This window comes from Burkholderia seminalis DSM 23518, assembly GCF_902832885.1.
Lineage (GTDB): Bacteria > Pseudomonadota > Gammaproteobacteria > Burkholderiales > Burkholderiaceae > Burkholderia > Burkholderia seminalis.
This window is the reverse complement of record NZ_CADFDK010000029.1, coordinates 1-23782: the sequence shown is the minus strand read 5'-3', so window position 1 is coordinate 23782 and position 23782 is coordinate 1. Positions and strand designations below refer to the sequence as shown.

Below are 23782 nucleotides of genomic sequence, written 5' to 3'. Positions count from 1 at the left end.
TTCTACTGTCGCTTCTTCCTTACGTTTGCGTGGCATAACGTGGCTCCTTGGCCGTCAGTTTATGCCTCGCACACAAAAGTTCGGATAGGCTCAGTACAACACCGAGCGGCCTCATAGTTCGCTCGGCTATATGACGCCTGCGCAGTTCGCCCGGGCGCACGACACGAAGCAGCAGTTTTTAACCTCGGACTCTAACTGCAGTTCGGACTAAAACCGGGGGCAGGTCAGTGCTGGACGAGCGTGAGTGACGCATCTTCCGCTGGGTCCGCAAGTGATACTGCAGTTCCTTCTTCAGAACGCCGCGCGCTTGCACAAACAGGCTGCGATATATCGTCTCGTGAGACACGCGCATCGCCTCGTCATCGGCATATCGGTTCTTAAGCCAACCGCTCACTTGCTCTGGAGACCATTCGCGGCAAAGCTTACGCTCGACCGCATAGCGCAAGCGCCGGTTCTGCTCCAGAAGGCAGCGTTTGGGTCGCAGAGCAGCCTGCAAGGCTCGCTCATCCGCTTCCAGAGCTCGATAGTGGCCCGTTCCGCCGTTACGCGCAATCTCACGGGAAATCGTGGAAGGCGCGCGGTTCAACTGGCGGGCAATCGCTCGAATTGAAAGTCCAGCCGAGACGCCACGCGAGATCTCTTCACGTTCACTCAAGGTTAATGCCCGCAACGACCGCTTACGAGCAGCAGGGGTGTACCCTCCGCATAGTCGGATCACGCCGTAGATCGAGCCTGCAGGCTTGCCTAGCGCCTTCCCGATGCCAAGAAACGATTCACCTGCCCGCCACCGCCGCCAAACCTCGGACTTGCCTTCTGGCGACAACCCCGGCCGGCCCATTTGTGCCATTCGTCAACCCTCCCTCATTCGATATTAATAGGAAGGTGTTGCAACGATCGATTGAACCTACCAGGCGTCGTGTCAGCGCTGAATCGTTTGGTGACTCAGCGCCGCGCACCGAGGTTCCTGTCTGCCGATAACGGCAGCGAATTTTCCGGGCGCCTGCTCGACATGTGGACGTACCACTACCGCGCAAAGATCGACTTCAGCCGGCCAGGCGAGCCCACCGACAACAGCTTCATCGAGACATTCAACGGTTCGTTCAGAGACGAATGCCTGAACCTGCACTGGTTCGAATCGTTGGCGGAAGCCAAACGTGAGATCGAGGCATGGCGCCGGGATTACAACGAGAGCCGTCCTTACTCGGCTCTCAAAGAGTTGGCGCCAGCCGAATTCGCCCGTCAGCTGGTGCCTTCATCGGGTCCTACTGAACCCGAAACGCCGGAAAACTCGTTCTAGATCTGGCTCGAAAAACTCAAGCGGCTCAAAAGACCGAAAACTAACGCGCGGCACTGTCCAAGAAATCCAAGCGGTTCATGCTCACTTAAAAATCTCAGCAAACTGTCCGAACGAACGAGGCCACCTCTCACGTCAGAACGCATTGCGACCGATGAAGCCGCGCACAATCGTCAGCAGAATGATCTTCATGTCGAACCCAAAGCTCCAGTTCTGCATATAAAAGAGATCGAACTTCACGCGTGCAGCCATTGCCTCGACCTTACGCGTCTCGCCACGATAGCCGTTCACTTGCGCCCAACCCGTGATGCCCGGCCGCACTCGATAGCGGTACATGTAGCTGTCGATCATCTGTCGGTAAAAATCGTCGTGCTCGATCGCGTGCGGACGCGGGCCAACCACGGACATCTGCCCGAACAGGACGTTGAAGAATTGCGGCAACTCATCGAGCGACGTGCGACGTAAGAACGCGCCAACCGCAGTGATGCGTGAATCATTACGCGACGCCTGCTGCACGACGCCCGGCTGCGCGCGATGCACGCGCATCGTCCTGAACTTCAGAATTTCGAACTCGCAACCGTCGACGCCCTTGCGGCGCTGACGAAACAGCACGGGGCCAGGCGACGATAGCTTGACCGCGACCGCCAGCATAGCAAGCAATGGCAGTAGCGGAAGCAGCACGGCAATCGCGAACAACCGATCGAACGCGAATTTCGTCCATAGCTTGTGCGACGAGTTCGGCGTGGTCGTAAGATTGATTGCGGGCATGCCAAGTATGTCGGTCGAAGTCTGCTCGCCAAAGACCATACCGCGCAGATCCGGCAGGAAGCGCACCTCGACAAACTCGCCGCGCAGCGCGCACACGATGCGCCGGATCCGCCGTTCGTGTGACATCGGTAGTGTCACCCAAACCTCGTTGATCGTACGATCGCGGATTCTGCGCATCAGTTCACTCCACTCACCGATCACCGGCACACCACCGAAGTCCCCACCCCGTTGTGCGGCTTCGTTGTCGAACACGCATACGGGTACGAAGGTCCCCTCCGTCGCCAACTGGAGCCGGTCAAGCGCCGCGCGACCATATGCAGTCGCACCGACAATTGCGACACGGCGCTGCCGCCTGCGCGCATCCCCCCGCCCCAGAGCAACCGAAAGCGCAACCGTCCTGCCAAGCAGCAGTACCGCATCGGCCACGAGTACGGTTTGGACGAGCCAGTGCGTCGACATCATGGAACCCCGGCTTATGACGCCCATTATGCTCACCACTGTCAGCGCACTCGCACACGCAAGCGCAAATGCCGTCCTCGACAGTACGCGCAAGCCGCCGCCGGTTGCTGCGTCCGATCGCACCTGTCCCGGCAGCAGCAGCATCGTGAACGCACAATGCAACGCAATCGCACCGCGCTGCGTGTCCGACAGCTCGCTCCACGTGAGCCCGGACAGTGTCTGTGCCGCCAGGGTGCCGGCCAGAATCAGTATCGCATCGCCGATCTTCACCGCAACCAGCCCAATCCCGCCTGCCCTCTTCATTTTCGAGAGCATCATCATGCACCGTAGGCCGAAAACGTTTGCGGCGCCCACAGGCGCGGCATCGCACTGCGGCCCGGCTGCATACCAAGCATGTGGCTGTATTCGCCGCAAATCAGGTCGTAGCACTCACACGCACAATGCTCGAGGCCGTCGCGGTCGAGCACCGTGATGCACCCCCGGGACTGTCGGATCACCCCCGTTTCCTGAAGAGTACCCATCGCCTGAGTCACGCCTTCGCGCCTGACACCTAGTGTGTTTGCCACGTTCTGGTGCGTGACAACCAGTTCGTCTCCGTCGATGCGATCGTGAGTGAGCAGCAACCAGCGGCTCAACTGCTCGCTGACTGAATGATGGCGATTGCAGAGTGCACTGCGTGAGATCTGGGCCATCATCGCCTGGCAATAGTTGAGCAACAACCGGTAAGTTTCCAGCGATCGCTCGGATTCCGCCTGCATCACGGTAATCGGCAAGCGGTAAGCCACTCCACCGACGCGCGTATTGAAACGCGTCGAGATCGCATCGCTACCGCCCAGTATCGACCATCCGAGGACACCTTCACGGCCGACTGATGCGACCTCAATCATCGCCCCGTCGTCCATCATACGCAGCACCGACATCACCGCCGTCGTCGGGAAATACAGATGGCGTGACGGCTCGCCAACGCAGGCGAGCGGGCTGCTTCCGATTTTGACTAACTCGAGATGCGGCATGATGGCATCTCTACTGTCCTCGGGCAGCGCGCCGAGGATTGCGTTTGTGGTGAGACTCGATTGATTGAGATACATGATTTATATTCACACCCCCAGCCACTACGAATGTATTTAATAAATTACTTTAATTTACGATAAAAAGAAATTTACGCTAACAACAAAATATTATTTTTTATGATTTGACGGCAATCAAATGCCACTCAAACTCGGATTATCACCATCCGCTGACAGACCAGATCGAAGCACCCAAATAATTCCCCCACACATTTCAGACCGATAAAATCTCACATACTTTAACCGAACAACCATCGCACCACTCCAGTCACCGACGACATAGTCCGAGCAACATGAAGTGACATCCATTTCCCAATCAGCTCACGATAAACGCTGAGAAAAATCGAGGTTTCGACCCATTGGGTGACTTTCCTATCGCGGCTAGACACTACGAATATACGGAAATCGTAATCTTCACTCACCCCGACAGCTGTCAATTCATCTCGCGAATTAATCAGTACGTCATTGACAGCCTGGAGCAGGCTCTCCGGCATACAACTAGAAAGGATCTCCAGTTTCCGGCATGCAGACTCTCCGTCTTCAGCATGAACATAAATTCCTACACAGCCATCCGGAGACGACAAAATCGGTGGACAAATCATTTTTATACAGAAATCACTCAATTATATTTTCATTATTCTAATGTTTTTATACTGATTCACGTCTGTCAGGTCCGAATTCTCGCCCTGGATTTGTATGCAGAAGTGCGCTAGGTCGCCGCCAACCAACCACAGCGGCCAGTCGCTGTCGGCCGCGTCCACACCATGCGGCCTCAGTTTCCGGGTTGTAGCATTTTGGCTTAGCCTTTCGAACCGATGGGCGCTCATTTGATGACTGATTGGATATTTTCGCCACACTCGCACCACTTTCCTCGAGAATCTCAAATAAACCTTGATAAATGCGTCGGACTGCAAGCTTCCCCGAGCAATATCGATCTCCCTCCTCAATTTGTTCAGCTTTGCCATAAATTCATGTCTACCCCAATCACTCGTCACTCATCGACTTCGAAATCGTTATTACCTCGATCCGGCAACACACTCCAAACACAATCCGACAAAGCAACGACGTTGGGCGGTTTCAAAGGCGAAGTGCAACACCTAGCGGGTTACTGAACAGGAACGCTATCCGCGGGGTTAGCCAGGACCAGAGCAAGGATTTGCAAAGGCGTGTGCCAGTTCAGTGTGGCACGCGGTCATGTGTTGAGGTTGTCCGCAATTGAATCGAGGTCGTCTTGTAGACGGACAGATCCAAGCCCTTGGGCGGGTACTGGCGCAGCAGGCCGTTGGTGTTTTCGCACGTACCGCGCTGCCAAGGGCTATGCGGGTCGCAGAAATAGATACGCACGTTGGTCGCTGCACTCAGTTTGGCATGCCAAGCAGTCACGCGCCCCTGATCGTGGGTCAGCGTCTGGCGCAATGGTTCGACGAGCGATTGCAACTTGGTCGTGAAGGCGGACAGAGCTGACCCGGCTGTCGCATCGGGCATCTTGGTCAGCAGCATGGCGCAACTCATGCGTTCGACGAGCACGGCCACCGACGGCTTGGTGTCCGCCCCCCTTAATGAGGTCGCCCTCCCGGTGGCCGGGCATCTGACGATCGTCAATCTCTGGCGGCCGCACATGGATACTGATCATGTCGGGAATCGCGCTACGCAGATCAGTGCCGCGCGATCGCGGCAGGCGTTTGGTGCGGTGTTGGCGCAGACGGGCAATCAGTTCGCGGCGCAACTCGCCGCGAGGCTGAGCATAGATGGCGTAGAAAATCGTTTCGTGAAACACGTTCAGGCTCGGATCGTCGGGAAAGGTGCCTTTCAGGGTAGCCGCGATCTCGTGCGGCGACCACTGGCGCTCGCGCAGAAGCTGACACACGACTTCCCGGAGAACCGAGTCGGGGGCGAACTTCTGCATCGACCGAGCGGCTTGCCGCCGAGTGTTGCGGGACACTTCGGCGACACTCGGGCAGCACAGTCCGTTGGACTGCGTGTTGCGTGCAAGCTCCCGGCTCACGGTCGACGGCGAGCGGTTGAGCTTGCGGGCGATCGCTTGCACGATCAAGCCTTCGTCTCGCCAGAAATCGATCGCATACGTTCTTCAGGTTGTAGTTGTTGATACGTTCTCGTTGCCATTCTTGGACATTACCGGATTGCAAATGTGTTGCACTTCAGATTTGAGGCCGCCTTGCCCCATTCGGACGAGAAGCTTCTGGAACCAATCCGCATTATTCAAACGCAGGGATAGGCCATTACCACCTCTCCTCTTACGCCAGCCCTTCAGAAATCGATCGGCCGAATGTCGCGAAGCGCACGTCTTCGATGCGGGCGATCATCGTTCATGCAGAAAGACGCGGATATCGGACGCGATCCCGCTCGGCGCGACCTCCGGCCTGATCAGCAGCCGAAGCCGCCCCTTCGGGTCATATACATAAGCCTGCGAGCCGTGTTCGACCGTATACGAGCCCGCCTCCTTCAATGCGACGCGTCTGAAGTACAGCCTCAGTTTTCCGGTTTCCCTGCGAACCTCTTCGTCGGTGCCCCGAAATCCGACGCTCGACTCATCGAACAGTTTCAACCAGCTCCTGATCGCTTCCGGCGAATCGTGATCCGGGTCCAATGTCGCAAAAGCAATCTGCACCCTGCGCTGATCCGCACCCAGCGACGCCTTCGCGCGACTGAGCTTGTAAGCCATATCCGGACAAGCGTCCGGACATCGAAGAAATCCGAAGAACAGTAAAACGACTTTGCCTTTGAAGTCGGCGGGCGTTCGTATTTTTCCATCCAGATCCGTCATCCTGAACGCGATATCGCCCGATGCCTTGTCGAGCGCCGTGCCATAAAAGCCGGTGTCGCCGTATCCGTTTGTGCTGAACAGGATCAAGCCCGCGAGCAAACCGATCACACGGAGCATCGCCATCCTGCCGCGTCTGCGATCCCGCGTCATGTCTGCTCCCTTCCGCTGGCGCTCGACGCGTCCGCAACCTTCACGGGCGCGCATCGCGGCGCATCTTCCGCGACCTCGATGCTCGCGAGCTGCGACGGCCGCGACGGCTGCTGCGCGGCCACCGTCGCGGCATTGACAACGCCGGACGCAGAAACCGGTACGATCGCCGCCATGCTCGGCACGCCCGCGCTGCTCATGACGAACAGCATGTAAGGTCCCGGCGGCGCGATGTTCGCGTTCGGCGGGCCCTGAACGAGCACGGTCGTACCCGAGACGGTAAACACGAGCTCGACGACGCGATGCGAGAAATCGATCTGGTGCGTTGCGGAACCGCATCTGACGATCACGATTTTGCCGACGCCCACCGACGCGCTGCTAGCCGACAGCGGAACCTGGAATGGCTTGCCGTACTGAATCGCAGGCGGCGCGGAGGCTATGACGGGCCGCGGCCCCTTGAACAGATACGGCGGCGAATATATCTCCATGCGCGTCTCCGCATATCGGAGGCCCGCGCCCTGGTAGCTGTTGTCCTTGCCGGTGATCGCCACGCGGCCGTCCGGCAGCAGCAACGCGGAGCCGTGATAGCCGCGCGCGACCCGCGTCGAAGCGAGCACCGTCCACGTGTTCGTCTTCGGGTCGTACAGCTCCGCAGGATAGGTCGGGCCTCTGCCGACGTCGGCCTTGCCGAGATGGTTGCCCCCGACGAGGAACAGGGTGCCGTCCGGCAATGTGACCAGGTTGCCGGCCATGCGCGGGTAGTTGATCGGCGCGATGCTCTTCCACGCGGGCGACGCGTCGCCGAGGTCCAGCATCTCGCAGGCGCTCATCGCGCCCGTGCGCGTGTCGAACGTCGAAAAGTTGCTCGGGCTGATATTCGCCGATTTGTCGCTGCCACCCGCGACGACGATCCGCACGCGATAATTGTCCGCCGGGCTCAACGGAAGGACGGCGATGCCGCCCATGAACGGGTAGGAGCGGCTGTTGTCCGAAACCGTCTTGTATATCGTCGGCGACCACGTGTTGGTATTGACGTCGAAGAACCTCGACGTATTTCTCACGTGCAGGAACAGCGACCCATTCGGCAGCCCAAACGTGAAGGGATACAGATCCATCGCCTTCAGATCCGAAGGGAAGTACGGCGAGTAAGGCGCCGGCATACTCGTGGACGACCCGAGCCCGCTTTGCTGATCATACAACTGCCACGTGTTGTTGATCGACATGCTCCAGGTATTGACCAGCGAGCCGCCGATGATCGCGGCCCGCCCGTCAGGCAGCATAGCCACCGACGGATACCACCGCGCGTCCGACAACGTGGCCACCTTCTCGGCCACGTTCGTATCGGGATCGTAGAGCACGACGTCCTTCAGATAATCGCCGACATGGCCGCCGACGATCAGCACCTTGCCGTCCGCGAGGATTGTATGCCCGGAGCAGAAATTATCCCGGAACGTCGGAATGGGCTCGACGGTTCCGGTGACCGGGTCGACGAGGCTCGCCGGCTCGGTCAGACGGCCAACGCCGTCCTGCACGAAGCCGTACACCAGCACCTTGCCGTTCTTCAGCAGCACCGAATGGATGCCGACCGCCCCCGTGTCGAACGCCCCATCGGAGCGGCCCATCAGCTCAGGCTTTCCATAGCTGATCGGGGACTGCGCATAGCCGGCGACCCAGGGCCCCATGCCCGGCCGATAGAACGTATCGACATCGCCCGTATCGCGCAGGCCAACCGCTTCGAAATTGCCCGAGCCGAACTGCGCCTGCAGCAGCCCGGCGGCGACATAGCGGCCGGTGCCGAACGTCGCGCCATACGCCCATGGATGGTTCGCGCTGTCGTTATACCTGACGTAATGCGAGATCCCGCCGACCGCCAGCGGAACGAGCACTTCGAAATTCCCCTGCGTGCCATACGTGCTCTGAATCAGCGCAGGCGCGCCGCCCACGCCCGAGGGAACGATCACCTCCCCTCTCGCCCATGAACTGCCTCCGAGGCAATACCAATGCTCGAGGCCGCCATCCACCCATGTCACCAGCTCGAGCACTTTGTTGCCGTCGGCGCCGGCATAGTTTCCCTGAATCAGCGATACGCCAAGCACCTGCCCGGAGCCGAACTGGCTCAACAGTTTCCACGAATAGTCACCACCGCTATCGGTGCGGCAGTAGTGCGCCATTCCGCCGCTCTCGAGACCAACGACGAGGTCAAGCCTGAGCTGTCCGCCGATTCGAGACTGGACGACCCCCCGGGAAGCCTTGCGCCGATACGGTGATCGGCGAGCCTTCCTCAAGCGGCGTGTCCCCACCGCGGTAGTAACTGCGAATCCGCCCCTTCTCGACAACGACCATCTCGAGATTGTTGTAATTCGTGCTGTACGTTTGCGCCGCTCCGCGCAGGATGTTTGCCGTTCCGGAGCCGTCGTTGACGATCGTCGTCCATTTGAAATTCTGATCGTTCAACCGGCGCATCGTATGCAGCATGCCGAAGTTGTCGGGCACAAGAAGCTCGAAATCGCCGCTGCTGCTGTACGGCGATTGGATGAAGATCCCGCCTTTTCCGACGCCAGTCCACGTCGTGCCGGTCGGCCCCGTGAGTTGTGCCATCGCCCTCAAGGCGCTCGGACGAGCCGGATCCTCGCCGCCGCACGCCGCGATGACGAACGGCACCGGCAGCCACGCCAGCAAGCGGCGTCGCTTCAGGCAAATCGAGTTCGGATCCTTCTCTTCGGAGAATTTATTCATCTGTAACTCACGGTCATTTATCAGGTCGATCGTAGGATAACTGTTTTAGGCAATTTCAGAATCTCGCGGCTATCCTTTTTCCGGCTTATGTCATGAAACTAACCTTCCCCAAAAAAAATTAAGGAAACGTTGATCAATGAGTTCGCCGCCAGCGTTTTCGACGAGTCAGTTTGCAAGCGTCAGAGCGGCGAACGAATTCGGTTTCGATCAGGGTGAGTTTTGCTCGAATACCGGGTGACCTTTAGGAAACACTGATTTACCTGGCTCTGCGGTCATCGACGACTCAGCCGAGGACGTTGTAGAAGACAGTTCACGGAACCGACTCACTACGATGAATCGGCGGATGAGCTTTGCGGAAGCGGAAAGCGCGGGCAAGAATCGCGTGACTAGGCGCCAGCGTTTCCTTGACGAGATGGAACAGCGCGTGCCGTGGTCGCGGTTGCTGACGGCGATCGAGCCGTCTACCCGAAGGGGGAGCGCGGCCGCTCACCGATAGGTCCGGAGCGAATGCTTCGAATCTACTTTCTGCAGCAGTGATACAGCCTGTCGGACGAAAGGCTGGAGGATCTGGTGATCGAACTCGAGCGAACCAAGGCGCAAATCCGCGCACGGGTCGAGCATCCATTTCATATCGTCACAAACCTGTTCCATCATCGTAAGGTGCGCTACAAGGGGCTGCTCAAGAATACGGCGCAACTGTCCAGTCTGTTCGCCTTTGCGAACCTGGTGATCGCGCGAAACCGGCTGCGGTCGATTCTGGGAGCAGTCCGTCATGCGTGTGAAAGATGCAGGAAATGACGCGCATCCTGGGCTCAAACTTCTCCGAATGGGCGGTGCTTCGCTTCGGCATCCAACTATTCCGCACCGGCGTCGCCGACCACTCGCACGATCGACTATTAATAAGCGATTCCTTAGCGGTGGCACAGTAGGTACGAGCGCCCCTACTATCTCTCGACGAAAAACGAATTTCCGGTCGTGAGGCGGAGCGCAAGACGAATCGGTGACATCAACCACATCACGCATCGAGCATGCAAGTTCGCAGAGAAATGCATAAATTCGAGGCAGATTGACCACAAATATGCAAGCCCGTATCACGTTCAGACTGGGGCGACGATATGCGGAATTCACAAATAAACGACCGGATTGCAACGAGCGTGACGAAAGCACCATCAATACGCATCGAACATAACTCCAACGTACCTCACCCGTTTCGGATCGGCTCTGTCGATAACGACCTTCACTCGCTCTCCCGCACGCGGCATATTGCCGAGATCTACATACTGTTGGATCGTGACCACCCTCAGAATGCCGTTGTCATTGATACGCACAACCATACGCATCAGCGGGACGTTGTTGAGCATCACCCCCATCTGAGATATATCGATAATCTGAGCAACGCCCGGATAGCCGTCCGTGATTGTTGTCTCTGCTCGTACTGTCGACGCGATTCTGGGCAGCGCGCCCGATAGAGAAAAGATCAGCAGGATCAGCACGGTCGATACAATCACTATCATGACTGATACCATCGAAAACAACGTCATCCCCGCTTTCCTCTTCAGTCCAGATTTTGGTCTGGAGTTATCTGGCCGGACGGCGCGAATCCGCCCGGCTACGATTTGCATTATTGCGGCTTGGAGTCTTGGTCTGCCTTCGTCGTTGCGGTGGCATTTGACGAACGCGCCGAGTCGACCATCTTGCGCGTCTGGGTTTGTGCCGACTGTACCACCCTATCCGTCGCCGTATGCACCCCCTGGTTGACTTGCATCTGAGCGGTATTCTGCACCTGATCCTTTACCGATTGAAGCAGCTGACCGAATTGAGCATAGACACTCACCGAAAACAGACTAACAACGACTCCAATAAATGCTTTCTTCATTAACGTGCTCCTGTCGTATGAAATGGCTTTCGAGCGAATTCCAGGACGCTCATATGTTTCGATGAACACAAGGCCGGACGGTATGCGCCGTCCAGCCGAAACGAGCGTCGCGACACCGCCGGCATATGCGTTCCTCATTTACCCGTCTTAAAGGGCGCGAAGAAATTAGACGGCATTTCCTGCGGAAAGCCGACCCCGCTGGTGGGCCGCAGGTCGTTCATGTTTACGTTGAAATCGTAGGTCTTCTGGCGCTGCTGCGCATCTTGATGCGCAGCTACCTGCTTGTCGACCGATGCCTTGATGTTCGACATATGTTCCAGCATCTTGCCTCCGACCTGCTGAACGTTACCGATCAGGTTGCTCGCATTTTGCGACGATGCCACCGACATGTCCGGAACCGAGCTCATGAACGGCTGTGCCATCGAGCTGCTTGCGTTCTGCCCGTATTCGTGCGCGTTGCTGCACGCGGACAGGATTTCGTTCGGATCTATCATTTTCTTCTCCTTTTCAAGTAAACGCCGATTGGCGCATTGTGATACACGATGTTAATCACGACGGACACCTAAACGACTGAAGGATGCCTGACCAGATCGGCGATGGCGTCGTCGGCGCCTGCCACTCCAGTCGGACTTTTCCAATGCCCGTCTGATACAACCTTTCGCGACGGTCCGCCGTCCCACCAGCCGCCTGCCCCGCATCGAAGAAGCGGAACAGCGCCCATGGCCCGTCGAACTGGAGCGAACTCAGTCGACCGTCGACCGATTTCAATTGGAGTTGGATTGCAAGCTTGGTGCTCTGCCCGTTCCAGTCGATTCGCTGCGGCGAAGTCATCCCGTGCGCATAGCGCAATGTCTGTTCGCCGATAATCAGTTGCGCTTCCGATATCTGTGAATCCATGTCGATAAAGCGCAACACGGTAGACACCCGCAAGCGCCCGGATTCATCGAGCATCGCGCCGCGGATGCGATCGGCCATCTCGTAGGAGGACAGCACCCCCGGACTCACCAGCCCGAGATTCCCGCCGTTCGAACGCAGCGCCTTCCACGGCGAGCTCGACGTATCGACATAGGCTGCGAGATGATCGCGGAAGTACAACGCCATGAGCCCTTGGGCGCTGAACAACCGCTCGAAATCCGCGACGCCCGCATCGATCCGCGAGCCCCGGCGGAATGGATAGCGGCTCGTAAATCCGGTGCTGCACACCGTCGACGTGGCGCCTGCCGCACCACGATTGAGCAGCGCGCCCGACTCGCGAGTCGTCATCGTGCTGCCGTTGCTGATCAGGTCGAGCATGATCCCTCGCACCGGTTCGGGCTGGCGCGCGGCGGTTTCCTTGAGTCTCGAGAATGCGTCGTATTGGGCGGGCAGTACCTGGCCAGCCTGCAATGCGCCGTTGACGAGCCCCAACTGCCGGTACAGCGGCTCGAACAGGCGTGTGAGCGGGTTGCTCGACGCCACGCTGCGGTTGTTCAGTTGCGCGGCCAATTGCCGGACTGCCTGGAAATGCTCTTCGACGACGTGCTCCGGCAACAACATCGTGCGGTAGTGCTGGCCGCTCAGCTCGCCGACGATTTGGCGCCGTCCTTTCTCGAAACGGTATTTCTGGCGATCAATCCAGCTGTCGATGTTGCCTTCGTCGTTCGCGCCAGTGAGGGTCGTCTCGCGCGCCGCGAAGCGCAGCAGGCTCGCGAGCGGCGACTGGGAATCCATCATCGCCGCCGCCAGTTGCGAAGCATCGTCGAGGCCGGTGACGCTGCGCACCGTCACGTCGTTGAGGAAGTTCTGCCAACCGGCGATGTAGTCCTGCAGGAACTGCGCTCGGGTGGAATCCGCCAGCTTCTGCACCAGCCCGTCGATCTGGAAGCTATTGCCGCGAAGCGACTCGTCGCGCAGCACCCAGCCATCCTCCTGAAGCATCGCCCGCGCGCTCTTCTCGAGGCGCGGCAGGAACACGTCGGTGTAGCCCGCCCGCGTAAACCATCCGGATACCGAAATGTCGGTCGTCGGGACGCCGCTGCGCAACCGCAGGCTCATCGCCGATTCGAAGCCGGCCGCGCGCGACAGCGAGATGTCGTTGACCTGCGCAGGCAATCCTTGTGCATGGATGTTCTCCAGCACGCGCGTCACGAGCGGAATCTGTGCGGCGCGCGCGCGCGCCGAACGCACTAGGTTCGCGTCCTCCGGCGTGCCGGGCAACTTCGGCATCGCCATCAGCGCGCGCACGTGGGCCAGCAGCGCTTTCCGGTCGTCGTCGCTATACTGTCCGCCGGACAAGCTGTCCCAACGGCTGTTCAACCAGTGCTCGACGTCGGTCGCGTTACGGCGCTCGGGCCGACACAGCATCAGGTAGACCTTGAGCGTCTGGTACACGTCGCCGGGCGCGCCATCCGCCTGCGCGACCAGTACGCGCCGGACCTCGTTGTACAGCTCCGGCATCAGCATCTTCTGCAGATGACGGTGATACGTGTCGAGCGCCACGTCGGCGACGAGGCCGTGTTCGAAGTACGGCGTCGCCATCCCGCGCCCGGCGTCTTCAGCCTGCGCCTGCGCGTAACGCATCTGGCTTGCGACGTCGAGCAGCGCCGAATCGCCGTCGGTGCCGTACGACACCTGGGCCTGCGCGAGCCGCTTCGCTTCGCTGAACTGCGCCCATACGTCGTCCAGATAATTGCGCTCCGCCAGATAACCCCAGCCGAACCACAACAGCGACAGGATCGCGACGACCGGCAGCGCCGTCCAGCGCAGCGCATGGCCGATCCGGCTGCGCCAGGACAGCGCGCCGCTCGGCCGCACCGAATCGCGCTCCAGCCCGACTTGCCGGAACAGCGGCGTCCACAGTTCGCCGAGCGGCCGGGTCTGCGCAGGCGGCCCCGGTAGCGCGCCTCCGGGCTGGGCCACCGCGAGTTCGGCCATCGATCCCATCCACACGCCGCGCAGTCGCGCGGCCGAATGCAGCTCGCCCGGCGCAATCGCGATCTGCAGCCAGACCAGCAGCACCTTGTGCAACTGGCTGAGCGTCTCGACGAAACGCAACTGCGCGTAATTCGCTGCCACCTCGGTCGCCGCCGGTGCGGAGAACAGTACCTGCTGCTGGACGCGCTGCTGCAGGTCCTGCAATGCGCCCTGCCACCTCGCGCCCGCCTCTGCCGCACTCTCGTCGCGCGCCTGCTCAGGCAGACAGAAACCCACCCCGCTCGCCCAGCGGCTGGCATCGACGAGCGACAACATCGAGATGGCTCCGTCGAGCCGGTCCATGCCATTCAGCGCAAGATAGACCTGCACCTGTTGTCCGAACGCCTCGCGCATCTGGACCAGCCTGCGATGCACGGTATCGGCGAGGCGCTTGCGAACTTCCAGCGGCAAGTCGACCATCGACGCGCTGTCGACGCACAGCACCACGCCGCTGACCGGTGCGTTGCCGCGCAGTCGGCGCAACCCCTGCAGCAGCTTCTTCCATGCATCGAGTGCCGCATCGTCGATACCGTCGCGCAGGTTCCAGCGCCCGCCGATGTCGAACCAGACGGCATCGCTAGCGATGCGGAAATTGAAGTCGTCACCGCGACTGTTGAGCGGCTCGACCGCAAGCGTGCGCTCAATGTCGGAGCCGGCCGCGTTCACAGCCTTCGCGACCAGGTTCGTCTTGCCGCTACCTTCCGCGCCGAGCACGAGATACCACGGCAGCACGGTCCGATGCCGGCGCTGCAGCACACCCATCCGTTGCTTCCAGCGGCTGCGCGGCTCGCGCAGCCAGCGCGCCTTCAGTTGACGGTCGAGATCGCGCAGGTGCTCGTCGACGAAGTCGGCCCGGGCCGACGGTCGCAGCGCGGACGCGCGGCGCGGGCTCATCGCGAGCCTCGACCAGAGACGCGCAAGCGCCGGCCACAGCCCCCAGACAAGCACGGCCGCGACCAGCACCTCGCGCACCCAAACCGGCTCGAATGGACGGTAGATGCCCAGCGCGAACAAGGGCCCCACCCACCAAATCACGAGCGCGGCCAGGAGCGCGACAAAGATCCGCAAACTGGTTCGTATCATGGCTGCTTGCCCTCCGTTGCATATGGCAATTGACCGCTGGGCGCGATCTCCACACCGTCCGGCATCGCAGGCTGCGCCGCGACATCGCGGTTCGGCGCGGCGGAGGTATCCGCCGCGCGCTTGCCCCCCGCCGGAATCACCTTCCACAGCACGTCCACCCGACGGTTTCGCTCAAAGGCGGCCGGCGTCTGCGCCGGGTCGATCGGCTGCGTGTCGCCGCGCCCCGAATACTCGATGTCCCGCTGCACGGCATTGGCGGGCGCCTGTGCGCCGCCCGGCAGCGCGGTCTTGCGCAGTTCGTCGGCGACCGTACGCGCCCGTGCCTCCGACAGCGCCTGATTGCTCGCGAACTCGTTCGTGCGGATCGGCTGCCGGTCGGTGTGGCCGATCACCTCCAGGTTGCCTGGCCAAGGCGCGAACGCCAGGCCAAGCCGCTCGATGTTGCGTTCGAAATCGGCGCGCACCTGAGCCTTGCCGACGTCGAATGCCCCGTCGCTGCGGAACACGAGCAGCCATCCCTGCGGATGCTTGTAAGCCGTGAGCCAGCCTTCGGACAGCAACTGCGGCAGCGGCGGCGGCAACGTCTCGGCGAGGTTGATCGTCCGGATCGGCGGCGTCCACGCAACAAGCGCGTTGCGTATCGGCCGCCCCTGCGAGTCGAGCATCGCGCTGACGATCCCGTAGGTCAGCAGCACGGCGCCCAGCGCGGCCGCGCCCACCTTCGCCGGTGTCCACCAGCGCTGCCGCGGCCGCGTCGGCGCGATGAGCCCGGTGCCGAGCGGCTCCGGCGGCACGTGATGCCAGATCAGCGAATGCAGTTGCGAGCGCAGGTCCTGCAGCAGCACGTCGCCGCGCTCCAGCACGCGATAGCGGCCCTGCCAGCCGAGCGACAGGATCAGCTCGTAGAACGCCAGCAGCGCGACGGGCGGATCTTCCGCCTTCATCCAGCGCCCGAGATCGGAGAACGCGTCCTCGCCGCCCCACGCGTCGTCGTGGAACTCCACCAGCAGGCTGCGTTCACCGTCGTAGAGCGACTGCGACGCGGCACGGGCCGCATCGCTCACGTTCTCGTCCAGGTACGTGCACAGCAGGTACGACGCATCACGGATGTGATCCCACGCGCAGCCCGAACTCGCGAGCCGCTCCCGGTAGAGCCTCACTTCGAGGCCGAGCTGGGTGCGCACGGCTGACTGGTCGAGCGGCCCGTCCGCGAGATGCCGCCGCAGCTGCAGCACCGCGGGCAGCGCATGCGACACGAACGGATTGCTCCAGCTCGCCGATTGCTGGCCCGCCTTCAGGATCGCGACCTTGTCGCCCTGCTGGGTGTAAACCACGGGCGACGCGTCGGCACCGTCGTGCGGCGCACGCCCGCCGCCGGCCGGCACCGGGAATCGCAGCACCGCATGCTCCTGGGCCGGCGCGGCCTCCTGCAGCGGCGCCGGCTGAGGCGAGACTTCACCTACCGAGACGGCACCGGCGGACGACGCTGCATTGGTCAGTGACGACAGCGTCGGCATCCGGGTCGCCAGATCCTGGTTCGTCATTGCCCGGTCGAGCAGGTTGGAGGTCGACGACGCGTGCCGGATGGCTGATGAGATGTTTCTAAGCAGGTTCATAGTCAATAGCCCTTCATGTCAGGAATCACGCCACCTTGCCGTCCCTCAATCCCCAGGCTTCGAAGCGCAGGTCCGGGAAATCGCCGACGATGCGCAGCGCCATCGCCGAGCCGGCCATCGTCTGCGTCCAGAACGGATCGGTCGATTCGACCTCGAAGTACGTGCTTTGGGCGTAAAAGGGGATCTGGCGGGGCGGATTGGACAACGGAATCAGGCGCGCGCCCGGCAATTGCAGGTCGACCAGCTTCTGGATCTGCTCGACGGCGCCGAGCTTGGTTTGCTGGGGCAGCAACTGGCGCAGCTTGTCGGCCGGCATCGCGGCCGACACCGCGAACACGAGCTTCTTTAGGTTCCATTGCTTGTCGACGACGCAGATGTAGACCTGATCGCCGCGATCCTCGAAGCGCAGCGGCAGCACCGGAGTCTCGATCACCCGCGCGAGCGCGTGCCGCAACGTCGCCGCCAGCGGCTCGAAGCTGCCTTGCAGATCGTCATGGCGATAGCCGAACTGACGGTCGGCCAGTTCGTCGTCGACGCCGGGTAGCACGCTCAGGCGTCCGAGCAAGCCGATCAGTTCGCGATACAGCATCGCGGGCGGCAGCGGATCGAACGCGTCAAGATGGGCGAGTCGCATGCGGTACTCGGCGATTGCCTGCCGCAGCAGTAGCTCGATCAGATCCGCGATGCCGCCGCCCGCCGATAACACCCGTTGCCCGGACGTATGCGCGAGCCGCACCCGCAGCGCGCTCTGCAGCTCGTCGATCAGCGAATTCAACACCGCGTTCGCCCGCGTATCGAGCAGGGGGGGGAATGAAGCGCGAATCGAGCAGCACCGCACGGCTGCCGCTGCGCCCCAACACGCGCGCGATCGGCAACGCGACCTCGTCCGAGCGCAGTTGCGCTTTCCAGCAGAGACGCGTCAGCAGTTGCCCGGTCTCGATCGTCAGGTTGCGCGGCGTGCCCGGCGCGTCGAGGCCGACGGCCAGGTCAGGGACATCGGTGGCCGCGGCACGGTAGCGCGACGCGGACGCCGCGTCACCGAACGCCATTTCGGGACCGCCGCTGCGCGCGGCCTGGATCGCGAGGTAAGCAACATTGCCTGGCTGCGCATGCTCGGTCTCGAGCGGCGCAGGCAATGGATCGTAAGACGGCAGCAAAAACGCTGTGCCGTCCTGGAACACGCCACGGGCATGCCGCAGCCCGAGCCTGCCGAGCCCCAGCCCGTCCTGATCGACGTCCAACTGCGTGAAACCCCAGCCGTGATCCACAGTCTGCTCGAGCCGCGATGCAACCTGGTGGGAAAGATAGCGCTCCAGCTGCTGAAAATGCTGCGTCTCGATCAGCATGCCGTCGCTCCATGCGACCGGTCCGACTGGCAAACTACTCATTGCCTGATTCTCCTTGTGTCCGCTCCGCGGCGTCGGGCGTTTTTTTCTGTTGCACCATCGGGCGCGTCGAGTACGAGAGGTACAGGGCCCGGCAACGACGCGTTGTAGATGCCGCTGCGATCGAGCCACACCGCGAGATGGATCACCCCGCCTCCCTCGATGCGCACGCGCAGCGGCGCGTATTGGGCAGGACGCTGCGCGTAATCGGCATCCGTGACGAGCCAGATCTCGCCGCTGCGCGGCACGTCGACCCAGAATTGCAAGACCTGATTTGGCGCGATCACGTGACGCGACGCGGTCACCACCGTGCCATCCTGGTCCCGGCCCGAGCACGACGAATCGCCGCCCGTCATCGGCACCCAGTCGGCAGAGCGCACGATATACACGCACGACTGGACCGGACGCGGCTCGCCGCTCGCGCCGACGTTCAGGCGACTGCCGCCGATCAGCGTCACGTGCAGTTGGCGCGGCTCGACGGACTTCGACGAAAACAGCGAACAGCCGGACAACGCACATAACGCGAAGGCTGCAGCTAGTGATGTGATGACCTTCATTAACGGAGTATCAATACGATTGTTTGCGACGGCACGACGGTCGTGCCGATCGTGTTGTGGTTGTTCGGCGCATTGGAATCCGTCAAGCGCGTCTGCCCCGCCCCCTGGATGAAGACGAGCGTCGAGAACGTCACGTTGATCGAAAGCGCGGCCACGGTGCCCGAGGCAACACCGCCCATCGAACCCGGTTCGTCGGCGTGTGTCATCGGTATGATCGTCAAGGCGTTGTGAACACAGCCGCCGCTATACACGATGTTCGTCACATTCGGCACCGCCTCCGGCTTGTTCGCGCAATTCGGATAGGGAATCGGAATTGCGAGCGGTGGTGTCTTACAGACATCCGCTGGGGCCATCGCCATCCCTGCCGCAGAACAATCGCCGTACATAAAAAGCCCCTCCTTGCATGAAGCGGGATTCAACCCATGTGAATTTGACCGGCGTCGATCTTGAGCAGCGATTCCGACTTCAAGGCTGCGCTTTTCGCATTCAGTCCGATGTGCCGCTCGGTATGGATGAAGGTGTTTCCCGCATGCGTGACATCCGTACCGCCAACATGCGCGTGACGTTCCGCCGCCGCCTGCGTGATCACATTCGCCCGGCTTTCGAAATTGACGGCCTCGAGACTCAGTCTGTCACTTGCCTGCACATGGATGTCGCGCGCCTGCAACCGCACGCTACCCTGACCAAAATCGAGCACGACACCGGACGTCTCGTCGCTGCGCTCGAGGATCGCCAGGACCCAGCATCCGACCGGCGCCCGATAGAGCTGCACCAGATCGCCGCACCGAGGCTTGACGACGCAGCTGACCGCCACATGAGCAAGCACCGGGTCATTGGACTCCATGACAACCCACCAGGCGCCGTCCGTCGCCGCCGCACCGATGCGGCCCATCGTCATGCGTCCGTCGGATATCGCCGCGTCAGGTCGCTTGAGCAGCATGGCCATCGGTTCGGACGATCCATCGTCACTGCCGTACGTGGACGTCGCGGAGGTGCGATTCGATTGCAAAACCGTCATTGTCAGACTCCTCTGGCACCCGGTTGGGTGCGTTGCCGCCACAGACGATCGTCTTCGTCCGCCGCTTCATCGAAAAGGGACCCGCGGGTATCCGAAGCAAGCCACGCACGCCTCGGTTGACCGATCAACAGCCCGCTGCGACAGTCGGCGCCATTCAGGCCGACGTCTTCCAGTACGGCGCCGCGTGCATCCAGCCCGGATAGCTCGGCACCCGACAGCTGCACCCGTACCAGCTGTGCGTGGCGAAGCCCGATGCGCGGCGCACGCAGCCCTCGCAGATCACTGTCGACCACCGTTGCATGATCGAAAATGGCCTGCATCAGCTCGACGTTCCGCACCGCCAGATGGCTCACCCGAGCGCGGTCGAAGCTCGCAATCGGCAACTGACTCGCGCTGATCTCCCCGTGCTCCCACGCGGAGTTCGACCATGCCGCCTGTCTCAATTCGCAGGAACGTATCGTCATCCCGTCAACCCTCGAATTGAGCCAGCGCACGTTGCTCCCTGAACATTCCGTGACCGACCATCTGCTGCAATCGCTCATGCCGACAATGAAGTTCGCCAGCTCCACGCCCCGGACACTCGCTTCGCTCATCCGGGCACTGATCCAGGAGGCGTTCGACCATTGGCCACCGTTCAGCGCGACGTTTGTCAGTTCGCTCTCGATGACCGACACGTGCGTCGTGCGAGCCATGTCGAAGCGCCAGTTCGAGCCGATCGTCTTCGCGAAGTTCGTGTCCTTGACCAGGCAGTTCGCCCACGCTGAATCGCGGATTTCCCCGCCGATCAGGCACAGTCCCGCCAGGACGCAGTCGAACCATCTCGCTGCGTTAATAGTGCAGCCTTCGAAGATCAGGTTGCCGAAATGGCAGGATTCGAAGCGGTTTTGATCGAACCGGCAATTCACGAAGCGCAAATCGGCAAGCCGGCAATCAGACCACGTCAGGTGATCGAAATGACAGTCTTCGTAGATCGCGCCGGACAATTCGAGCCCGCGATGAGACGTCGTGTAATGCCGTCCCTTGATCACCTGAGGAAGTGCCGGCGCGAACACCGGCTGCAAAGGCGCCGTCATTGCGTCCTCCTCGGGAAATCCAGCCTGCCGGCATTCAGATTTCCGCGCCATTCATCGGCTTCCCGCAGATGCGCCCACGACGTGCGAGCGTGGATCAGGTTGCAGTCCTGCATCCGGGTGTCGCGCATGTCCGCGCCATACAGCGTCGCCTCCCTCAGCGAGCATCGGTCGAACGTCGTACCGATCAGATTCGCATGGGCCATGCTCGCGCCGTCAAGCAACGCGCACGTCCAGCTTGATTGCTCCGCTTGCAGATTCTGGGCACTGAGCTGGAGAAACGAGCAATGCTCGACGACGAGACCGTGCGCGCGAAGATCATGGAAACTGGAGGTCCTGAACACGCAATCGCTCATGCGAGCGCGCTCGATCGACGCACCGTACGACAGCACCGCCGTCGACAGCGTGCTGCGTTGCCAAACGCTCCCGGACAAGTCGCTCGACAGGATGCTCAGCTTCGCGAGCGAGCATTGCAGAACCGCCAGATCCGCCATCTTGCAGTCGACAAGGCTCAGATCGTCGCCCGCCAAGCGTTCCCACGTCCAGTGCCGCGCCTCAACGCCATTCCACAACACCCCTTCCCAGGTCACATCGCGCAAGTTGCCGCGCACGCCACCGCCCCCGTGGATGGACACCAGCGCCCACCGCCCGCCCGCTGCGGCGAAATCATCCAGCCCGCTGTCCTCGATATTGAGCCGCTCGAGCGTCACATCGTTCCACGAATGGCGCTGCAGCTGACTGCGCACGAAGGCACCGCCTTGCCAGACGCAATTTTCCATTTTTGCATCGGAATACGAACAATCGACGATACTGGAATTTATGAATTGACAGTTTCTCCATACGCTGCGATCGAGCTTGCAGCGTTCGAACCGAACCTCTTCGAAGTGCCACCCGACGAACTCCAGTGCGGTGAGATCCGCGTCGCGGACGATGGCCTGTTTGAGTTCCGCACGTCGAGCCGCGCTGAAATGCCGCCGCCACTCGCGACCATCCGACGGCGCGACCGGCAATGCCGATCGATGCGCACTCTCTTGAAACGCCCGAAGTCGCTCGAAGTCTTCCCATGCCGCCGCGAGATCCAGCCGTTGCCGTTCTAGCCGCGCGGCGATTTCTGCCCGACTGCGAGGAGACGGTGAAAATCGAGGATGATCGTCGGCCTTCAGAATCACTTCCCACGCCCAGCCCCTGCCGACATCCGGCATCAGCACGTGATCGCACAAGTGCGTAGGATCTGCATCGTTGCGGTCCACGCGCCGCGCCGCAAACGCTATCAGCGCGTCGACATCGATGCGCTCTTCCGCGTCTTTCAATGCGGTCACCAGCATCGAGGGATCGGCGTCGAGAATATAGTCGAGCGTAGCCGCGCCGTTCCACCACATCACCCCGATGTCCCGGTCGGGAAGGAACCAGATGGTCTGCTGTTTGAGTGTCAACTGCTCGACGCCTGGCCGATTCTTGCGTGTCATTAGCGCAACGGCCGACAAACGGGGTAATGCGTTGACGTAGCCGTTACCCTGCGCGCCGAATCCGCCAAGCTCGAAGCGAGCACCGGATGACCAGCAGTCGCGGTGCGACCACTGGTCGGGGGCGGCTTGCTGAAACCAGCGCAAGTCCGTTCTCGCCGGCCAACCCATGTGCGTCCCGTCCCGCTCGAGCGCTTCAAGCGAGCCTGAACGGTCAGGCATCCATTTGCGACGCTCCGGCCAGTCGGTCGCGAGCGCACCCATTGCCGCGAGCGGTTCCGGGCCGACGCCGAACGCACGCACACGCTGCAATGGCGCACTGGCAGCCTTGATCCCGAATGGATTTTCATTGCCGCCGCCCGCCACAGCTTGTGACGGATCGATCAACAGCCGCGCCAGCAAACCGGATTCCGTGCTGCTTTCAACCGGTGCCCGACATGAAACGGTTTTGCGAACGCCATCCAGTTCGACCCACGTAGCCCAATCGACGGGACGACCAACCGAACCGGCCGAAGCGCGATGCACCGACCGGCCGACGAGCAACCATTCGGCATGACGCTTCGGCATGCCGAATTCGGCGAGCGGAACCGACTGTGCGACTTCCTTGAGCGCCTCCCATACGGCGGTCTCGTGAACGAGTACCGCGGGATCGCTGAGCCTGAAACCGACCCCCATGCTGATGCCAAGCATCGGCCGCGAACCGATCTGGGTGCGTGTCGTCGAGACGAGCGTCGCCTGAGACTTGATATGGTGTATTGACATCAACTTTTTATCTGCATGCCGAGTTTCTTGAGATCGATCCCGGTATCCGAATAGTCAGCACCGGTATACGCATACCTGAAGCCTTTCTGATTGATCTTGCTGCCGGTAATCGAGACGCTTGATCCGGTGCCGGATAACTTGCTGCCGGTGCTCGACATGTCCATTCCGGTGACACTTGTCGAAGTCCCTTTTACCGAGATCGACACGCTCGTCATATCAGTCGACGTTCCCGTATTCGAGAGTTTTGTACCGGTGATGCTGGTCGCCGTGCCGGTCACCGACGTGCTCGTGCCGGTCATGCCCGTCGATGTGCCGGTGTATGACAGCGAGACGCCTGTCATGCTCTGCGACTGCCCCGTCGCGGACGTACTGACATCCGTCAGCGACGACGAGATACCCGTCATGCTGTTCGAGACGCCGGTCACCGAATTGCTCGTTCCTGTCACGCTGGTCGACATCCCTTTGAACGACGTGGATACCCCCATGAAGCTGGTACCCACACCAGTGAACGACGTGCTGATTCCGGTGAAACCCGTCGAGACGCCCGTAAACGACGTCGAGACGCCGGTAAAACCCGTACTGACACCGGTAAACGACGTGCTGAGTCCGGTGAACGATGACGACACCCCGGTGAAGCCCACCGACAAGCCCTTGTACGACACCGAGATGCCCGTGTAGCTGACCGAGATCCCGGTCACCGATGTCGACGTGCCTTTGACGGAAACATTCTTGTCCTGGCCAACC

15 protein-coding genes and 7 pseudogenes are annotated in these 23782 nt (G+C 61.1%); 3 read left to right on the top strand and 19 right to left on the bottom strand.

The genetic code is table 11. The features are described 5' to 3' along the window. Nucleotides 1–91: 91 nt before the first annotated feature. Nucleotides 92–211: pseudogene (locus HWX00_RS37525) on the top strand (integrase core domain-containing protein); the annotation flags it as partial. A gap of 15 nt (nt 212–226) precedes the next feature. Here the strand turns inward: HWX00_RS37525 and HWX00_RS36155 are convergent. Beyond that, nucleotides 227–847: pseudogene (locus HWX00_RS36155) on the bottom strand (transposase); the annotation flags it as partial. 48 nt (nt 848–895) lie between these two features. On the opposite strand from HWX00_RS36155, the pseudogene HWX00_RS36150 reads away from it, so the two are divergent. Then, a pseudogene (locus HWX00_RS36150) lies at nt 896–1297 on the top strand (integrase core domain-containing protein); the annotation flags it as partial. Between the two features lie 132 nt (nt 1298–1429). Here the strand turns inward: HWX00_RS36150 and HWX00_RS36145 are convergent. The 6 genes and pseudogenes from HWX00_RS36145 to HWX00_RS37115 form a co-directional block, all read right to left on the bottom strand. Next, the gene (locus HWX00_RS36145; protein ID WP_404823880.1) at nt 1430–2842 is read right to left on the bottom strand and encodes an undecaprenyl-phosphate glucose phosphotransferase; all 1413 of its coding nucleotides are present in this window, start codon (nt 2840–2842) and stop codon (nt 1430–1432) included. Further along, nucleotides 2839–3609: a Crp/Fnr family transcriptional regulator gene (locus HWX00_RS36140; protein ID WP_175029132.1), complete on the bottom strand. Its 771-nt coding sequence runs from the start codon at nt 3607–3609 to the stop codon at nt 2839–2841. Before HWX00_RS36140 ends, HWX00_RS36145 begins: the two co-directional genes overlap by 4 nt. A gap of 1084 nt (nt 3610–4693) precedes the next feature. Beyond that, nucleotides 4694–5712, bottom strand: a pseudogene (locus HWX00_RS36130) (IS30 family transposase). 196 nt (nt 5713–5908) lie between these two features. Then, on the bottom strand, nt 5909–6523 hold the full coding sequence (locus HWX00_RS36125; RefSeq protein WP_175029134.1) for an SCO family protein: 615 nt from the start codon (nt 6521–6523) through the stop codon (nt 5909–5911). Beyond that, nucleotides 6520–8691 (bottom strand): galactose oxidase-like domain-containing protein, encoded by a 2172-nt coding sequence (locus tag HWX00_RS36120; protein ID WP_244131216.1) that lies wholly within the window; start codon nt 8689–8691, stop codon nt 6520–6522. Before HWX00_RS36120 ends, HWX00_RS36125 begins: the two co-directional genes overlap by 4 nt. A 28-nt stretch (nt 8692–8719) precedes the next feature. Continuing rightward, nucleotides 8720–9256 (bottom strand): hypothetical protein, encoded by a 537-nt coding sequence (locus HWX00_RS37115; protein ID WP_244131215.1) that lies wholly within the window; start codon nt 9254–9256, stop codon nt 8720–8722. A gap of 331 nt (nt 9257–9587) precedes the next feature. On the opposite strand from HWX00_RS37115, the pseudogene HWX00_RS36115 reads away from it, so the two are divergent. After that, nucleotides 9588–10038: pseudogene (locus HWX00_RS36115) on the top strand (transposase). 387 nt (nt 10039–10425) lie between these two features. On the opposite strand, the gene HWX00_RS36110 reads toward HWX00_RS36115, so the two are convergent. The 12 genes and pseudogenes from HWX00_RS36110 to HWX00_RS37110 all read right to left on the bottom strand — a co-directional run. Then, entirely contained in the window at nt 10426–10797 is a 372-nt protein-coding gene (locus tag HWX00_RS36110) for a hypothetical protein (protein ID WP_226194350.1), read from the bottom strand. An 80-nt stretch (nt 10798–10877) separates the two neighbouring features. Continuing rightward, on the bottom strand, nt 10878–11132 hold the full coding sequence (locus HWX00_RS36105) for a hypothetical protein (RefSeq protein ID WP_175029135.1): 255 nt from the start codon (nt 11130–11132) through the stop codon (nt 10878–10880). 134 nt (nt 11133–11266) lie between these two features. Further along, complete coding sequence (locus HWX00_RS36100) at nt 11267–11626, bottom strand: DUF6277 family protein (RefSeq protein WP_175029136.1); 360 nt, start codon at nt 11624–11626, stop codon at nt 11267–11269. A 55-nt stretch (nt 11627–11681) separates the two neighbouring features. Further along, nucleotides 11682–15167, bottom strand: a complete 3486-nt coding sequence (gene tssM / locus HWX00_RS36095; RefSeq protein ID WP_175029137.1) for a type VI secretion system membrane subunit TssM — start codon at nt 15165–15167, stop codon at nt 11682–11684. Further along, nucleotides 15164–16726, bottom strand: a complete 1563-nt coding sequence (gene icmH / locus HWX00_RS36090; RefSeq protein ID WP_175029145.1) for a type IVB secretion system protein IcmH/DotU — start codon at nt 16724–16726, stop codon at nt 15164–15166. Before icmH ends, tssM begins: the two co-directional genes overlap by 4 nt. 82 nt (nt 16727–16808) lie before the next feature. After that, nucleotides 16809–18171: pseudogene (gene tssK / locus HWX00_RS36085) on the bottom strand (type VI secretion system baseplate subunit TssK). Next, the gene (locus tag HWX00_RS36080; protein ID WP_175029138.1) at nt 18168–18725 is read right to left on the bottom strand and encodes a type VI secretion lipoprotein TssJ; all 558 of its coding nucleotides are present in this window, start codon (nt 18723–18725) and stop codon (nt 18168–18170) included. Before HWX00_RS36080 ends, tssK begins: the two are co-directional and overlap by 4 nt. Continuing rightward, complete coding sequence (locus HWX00_RS36075) at nt 18725–19111, bottom strand: DUF4150 domain-containing protein (RefSeq protein WP_175029139.1); 387 nt, start codon at nt 19109–19111, stop codon at nt 18725–18727. The genes HWX00_RS36080 and HWX00_RS36075 overlap by 1 nt, the downstream gene beginning before the upstream one ends. 29 nt (nt 19112–19140) lie before the next feature. Further along, nucleotides 19141–19743, bottom strand: coding sequence for a DUF3540 domain-containing protein (locus HWX00_RS36070; RefSeq protein WP_175029140.1), 603 nt, complete (start codon nt 19741–19743; stop codon nt 19141–19143). Nucleotides 19744–19745: 2 nt separating this feature from the next. Beyond that, the gene (locus HWX00_RS36065) at nt 19746–20816 is read right to left on the bottom strand and encodes a pentapeptide repeat-containing protein (protein ID WP_175029141.1); all 1071 of its coding nucleotides are present in this window, start codon (nt 20814–20816) and stop codon (nt 19746–19748) included. Then, the gene (locus HWX00_RS36060) at nt 20813–23032 is read right to left on the bottom strand and encodes a DUF2169 family type VI secretion system accessory protein (RefSeq protein ID WP_175029146.1); all 2220 of its coding nucleotides are present in this window, start codon (nt 23030–23032) and stop codon (nt 20813–20815) included. The genes HWX00_RS36065 and HWX00_RS36060 overlap by 4 nt, the downstream gene beginning before the upstream one ends. 5 nt (nt 23033–23037) lie before the next feature. After that, a pseudogene (locus HWX00_RS37110) lies at nt 23038–23782 on the bottom strand (type VI secretion system tip protein VgrG); the annotation flags it as partial.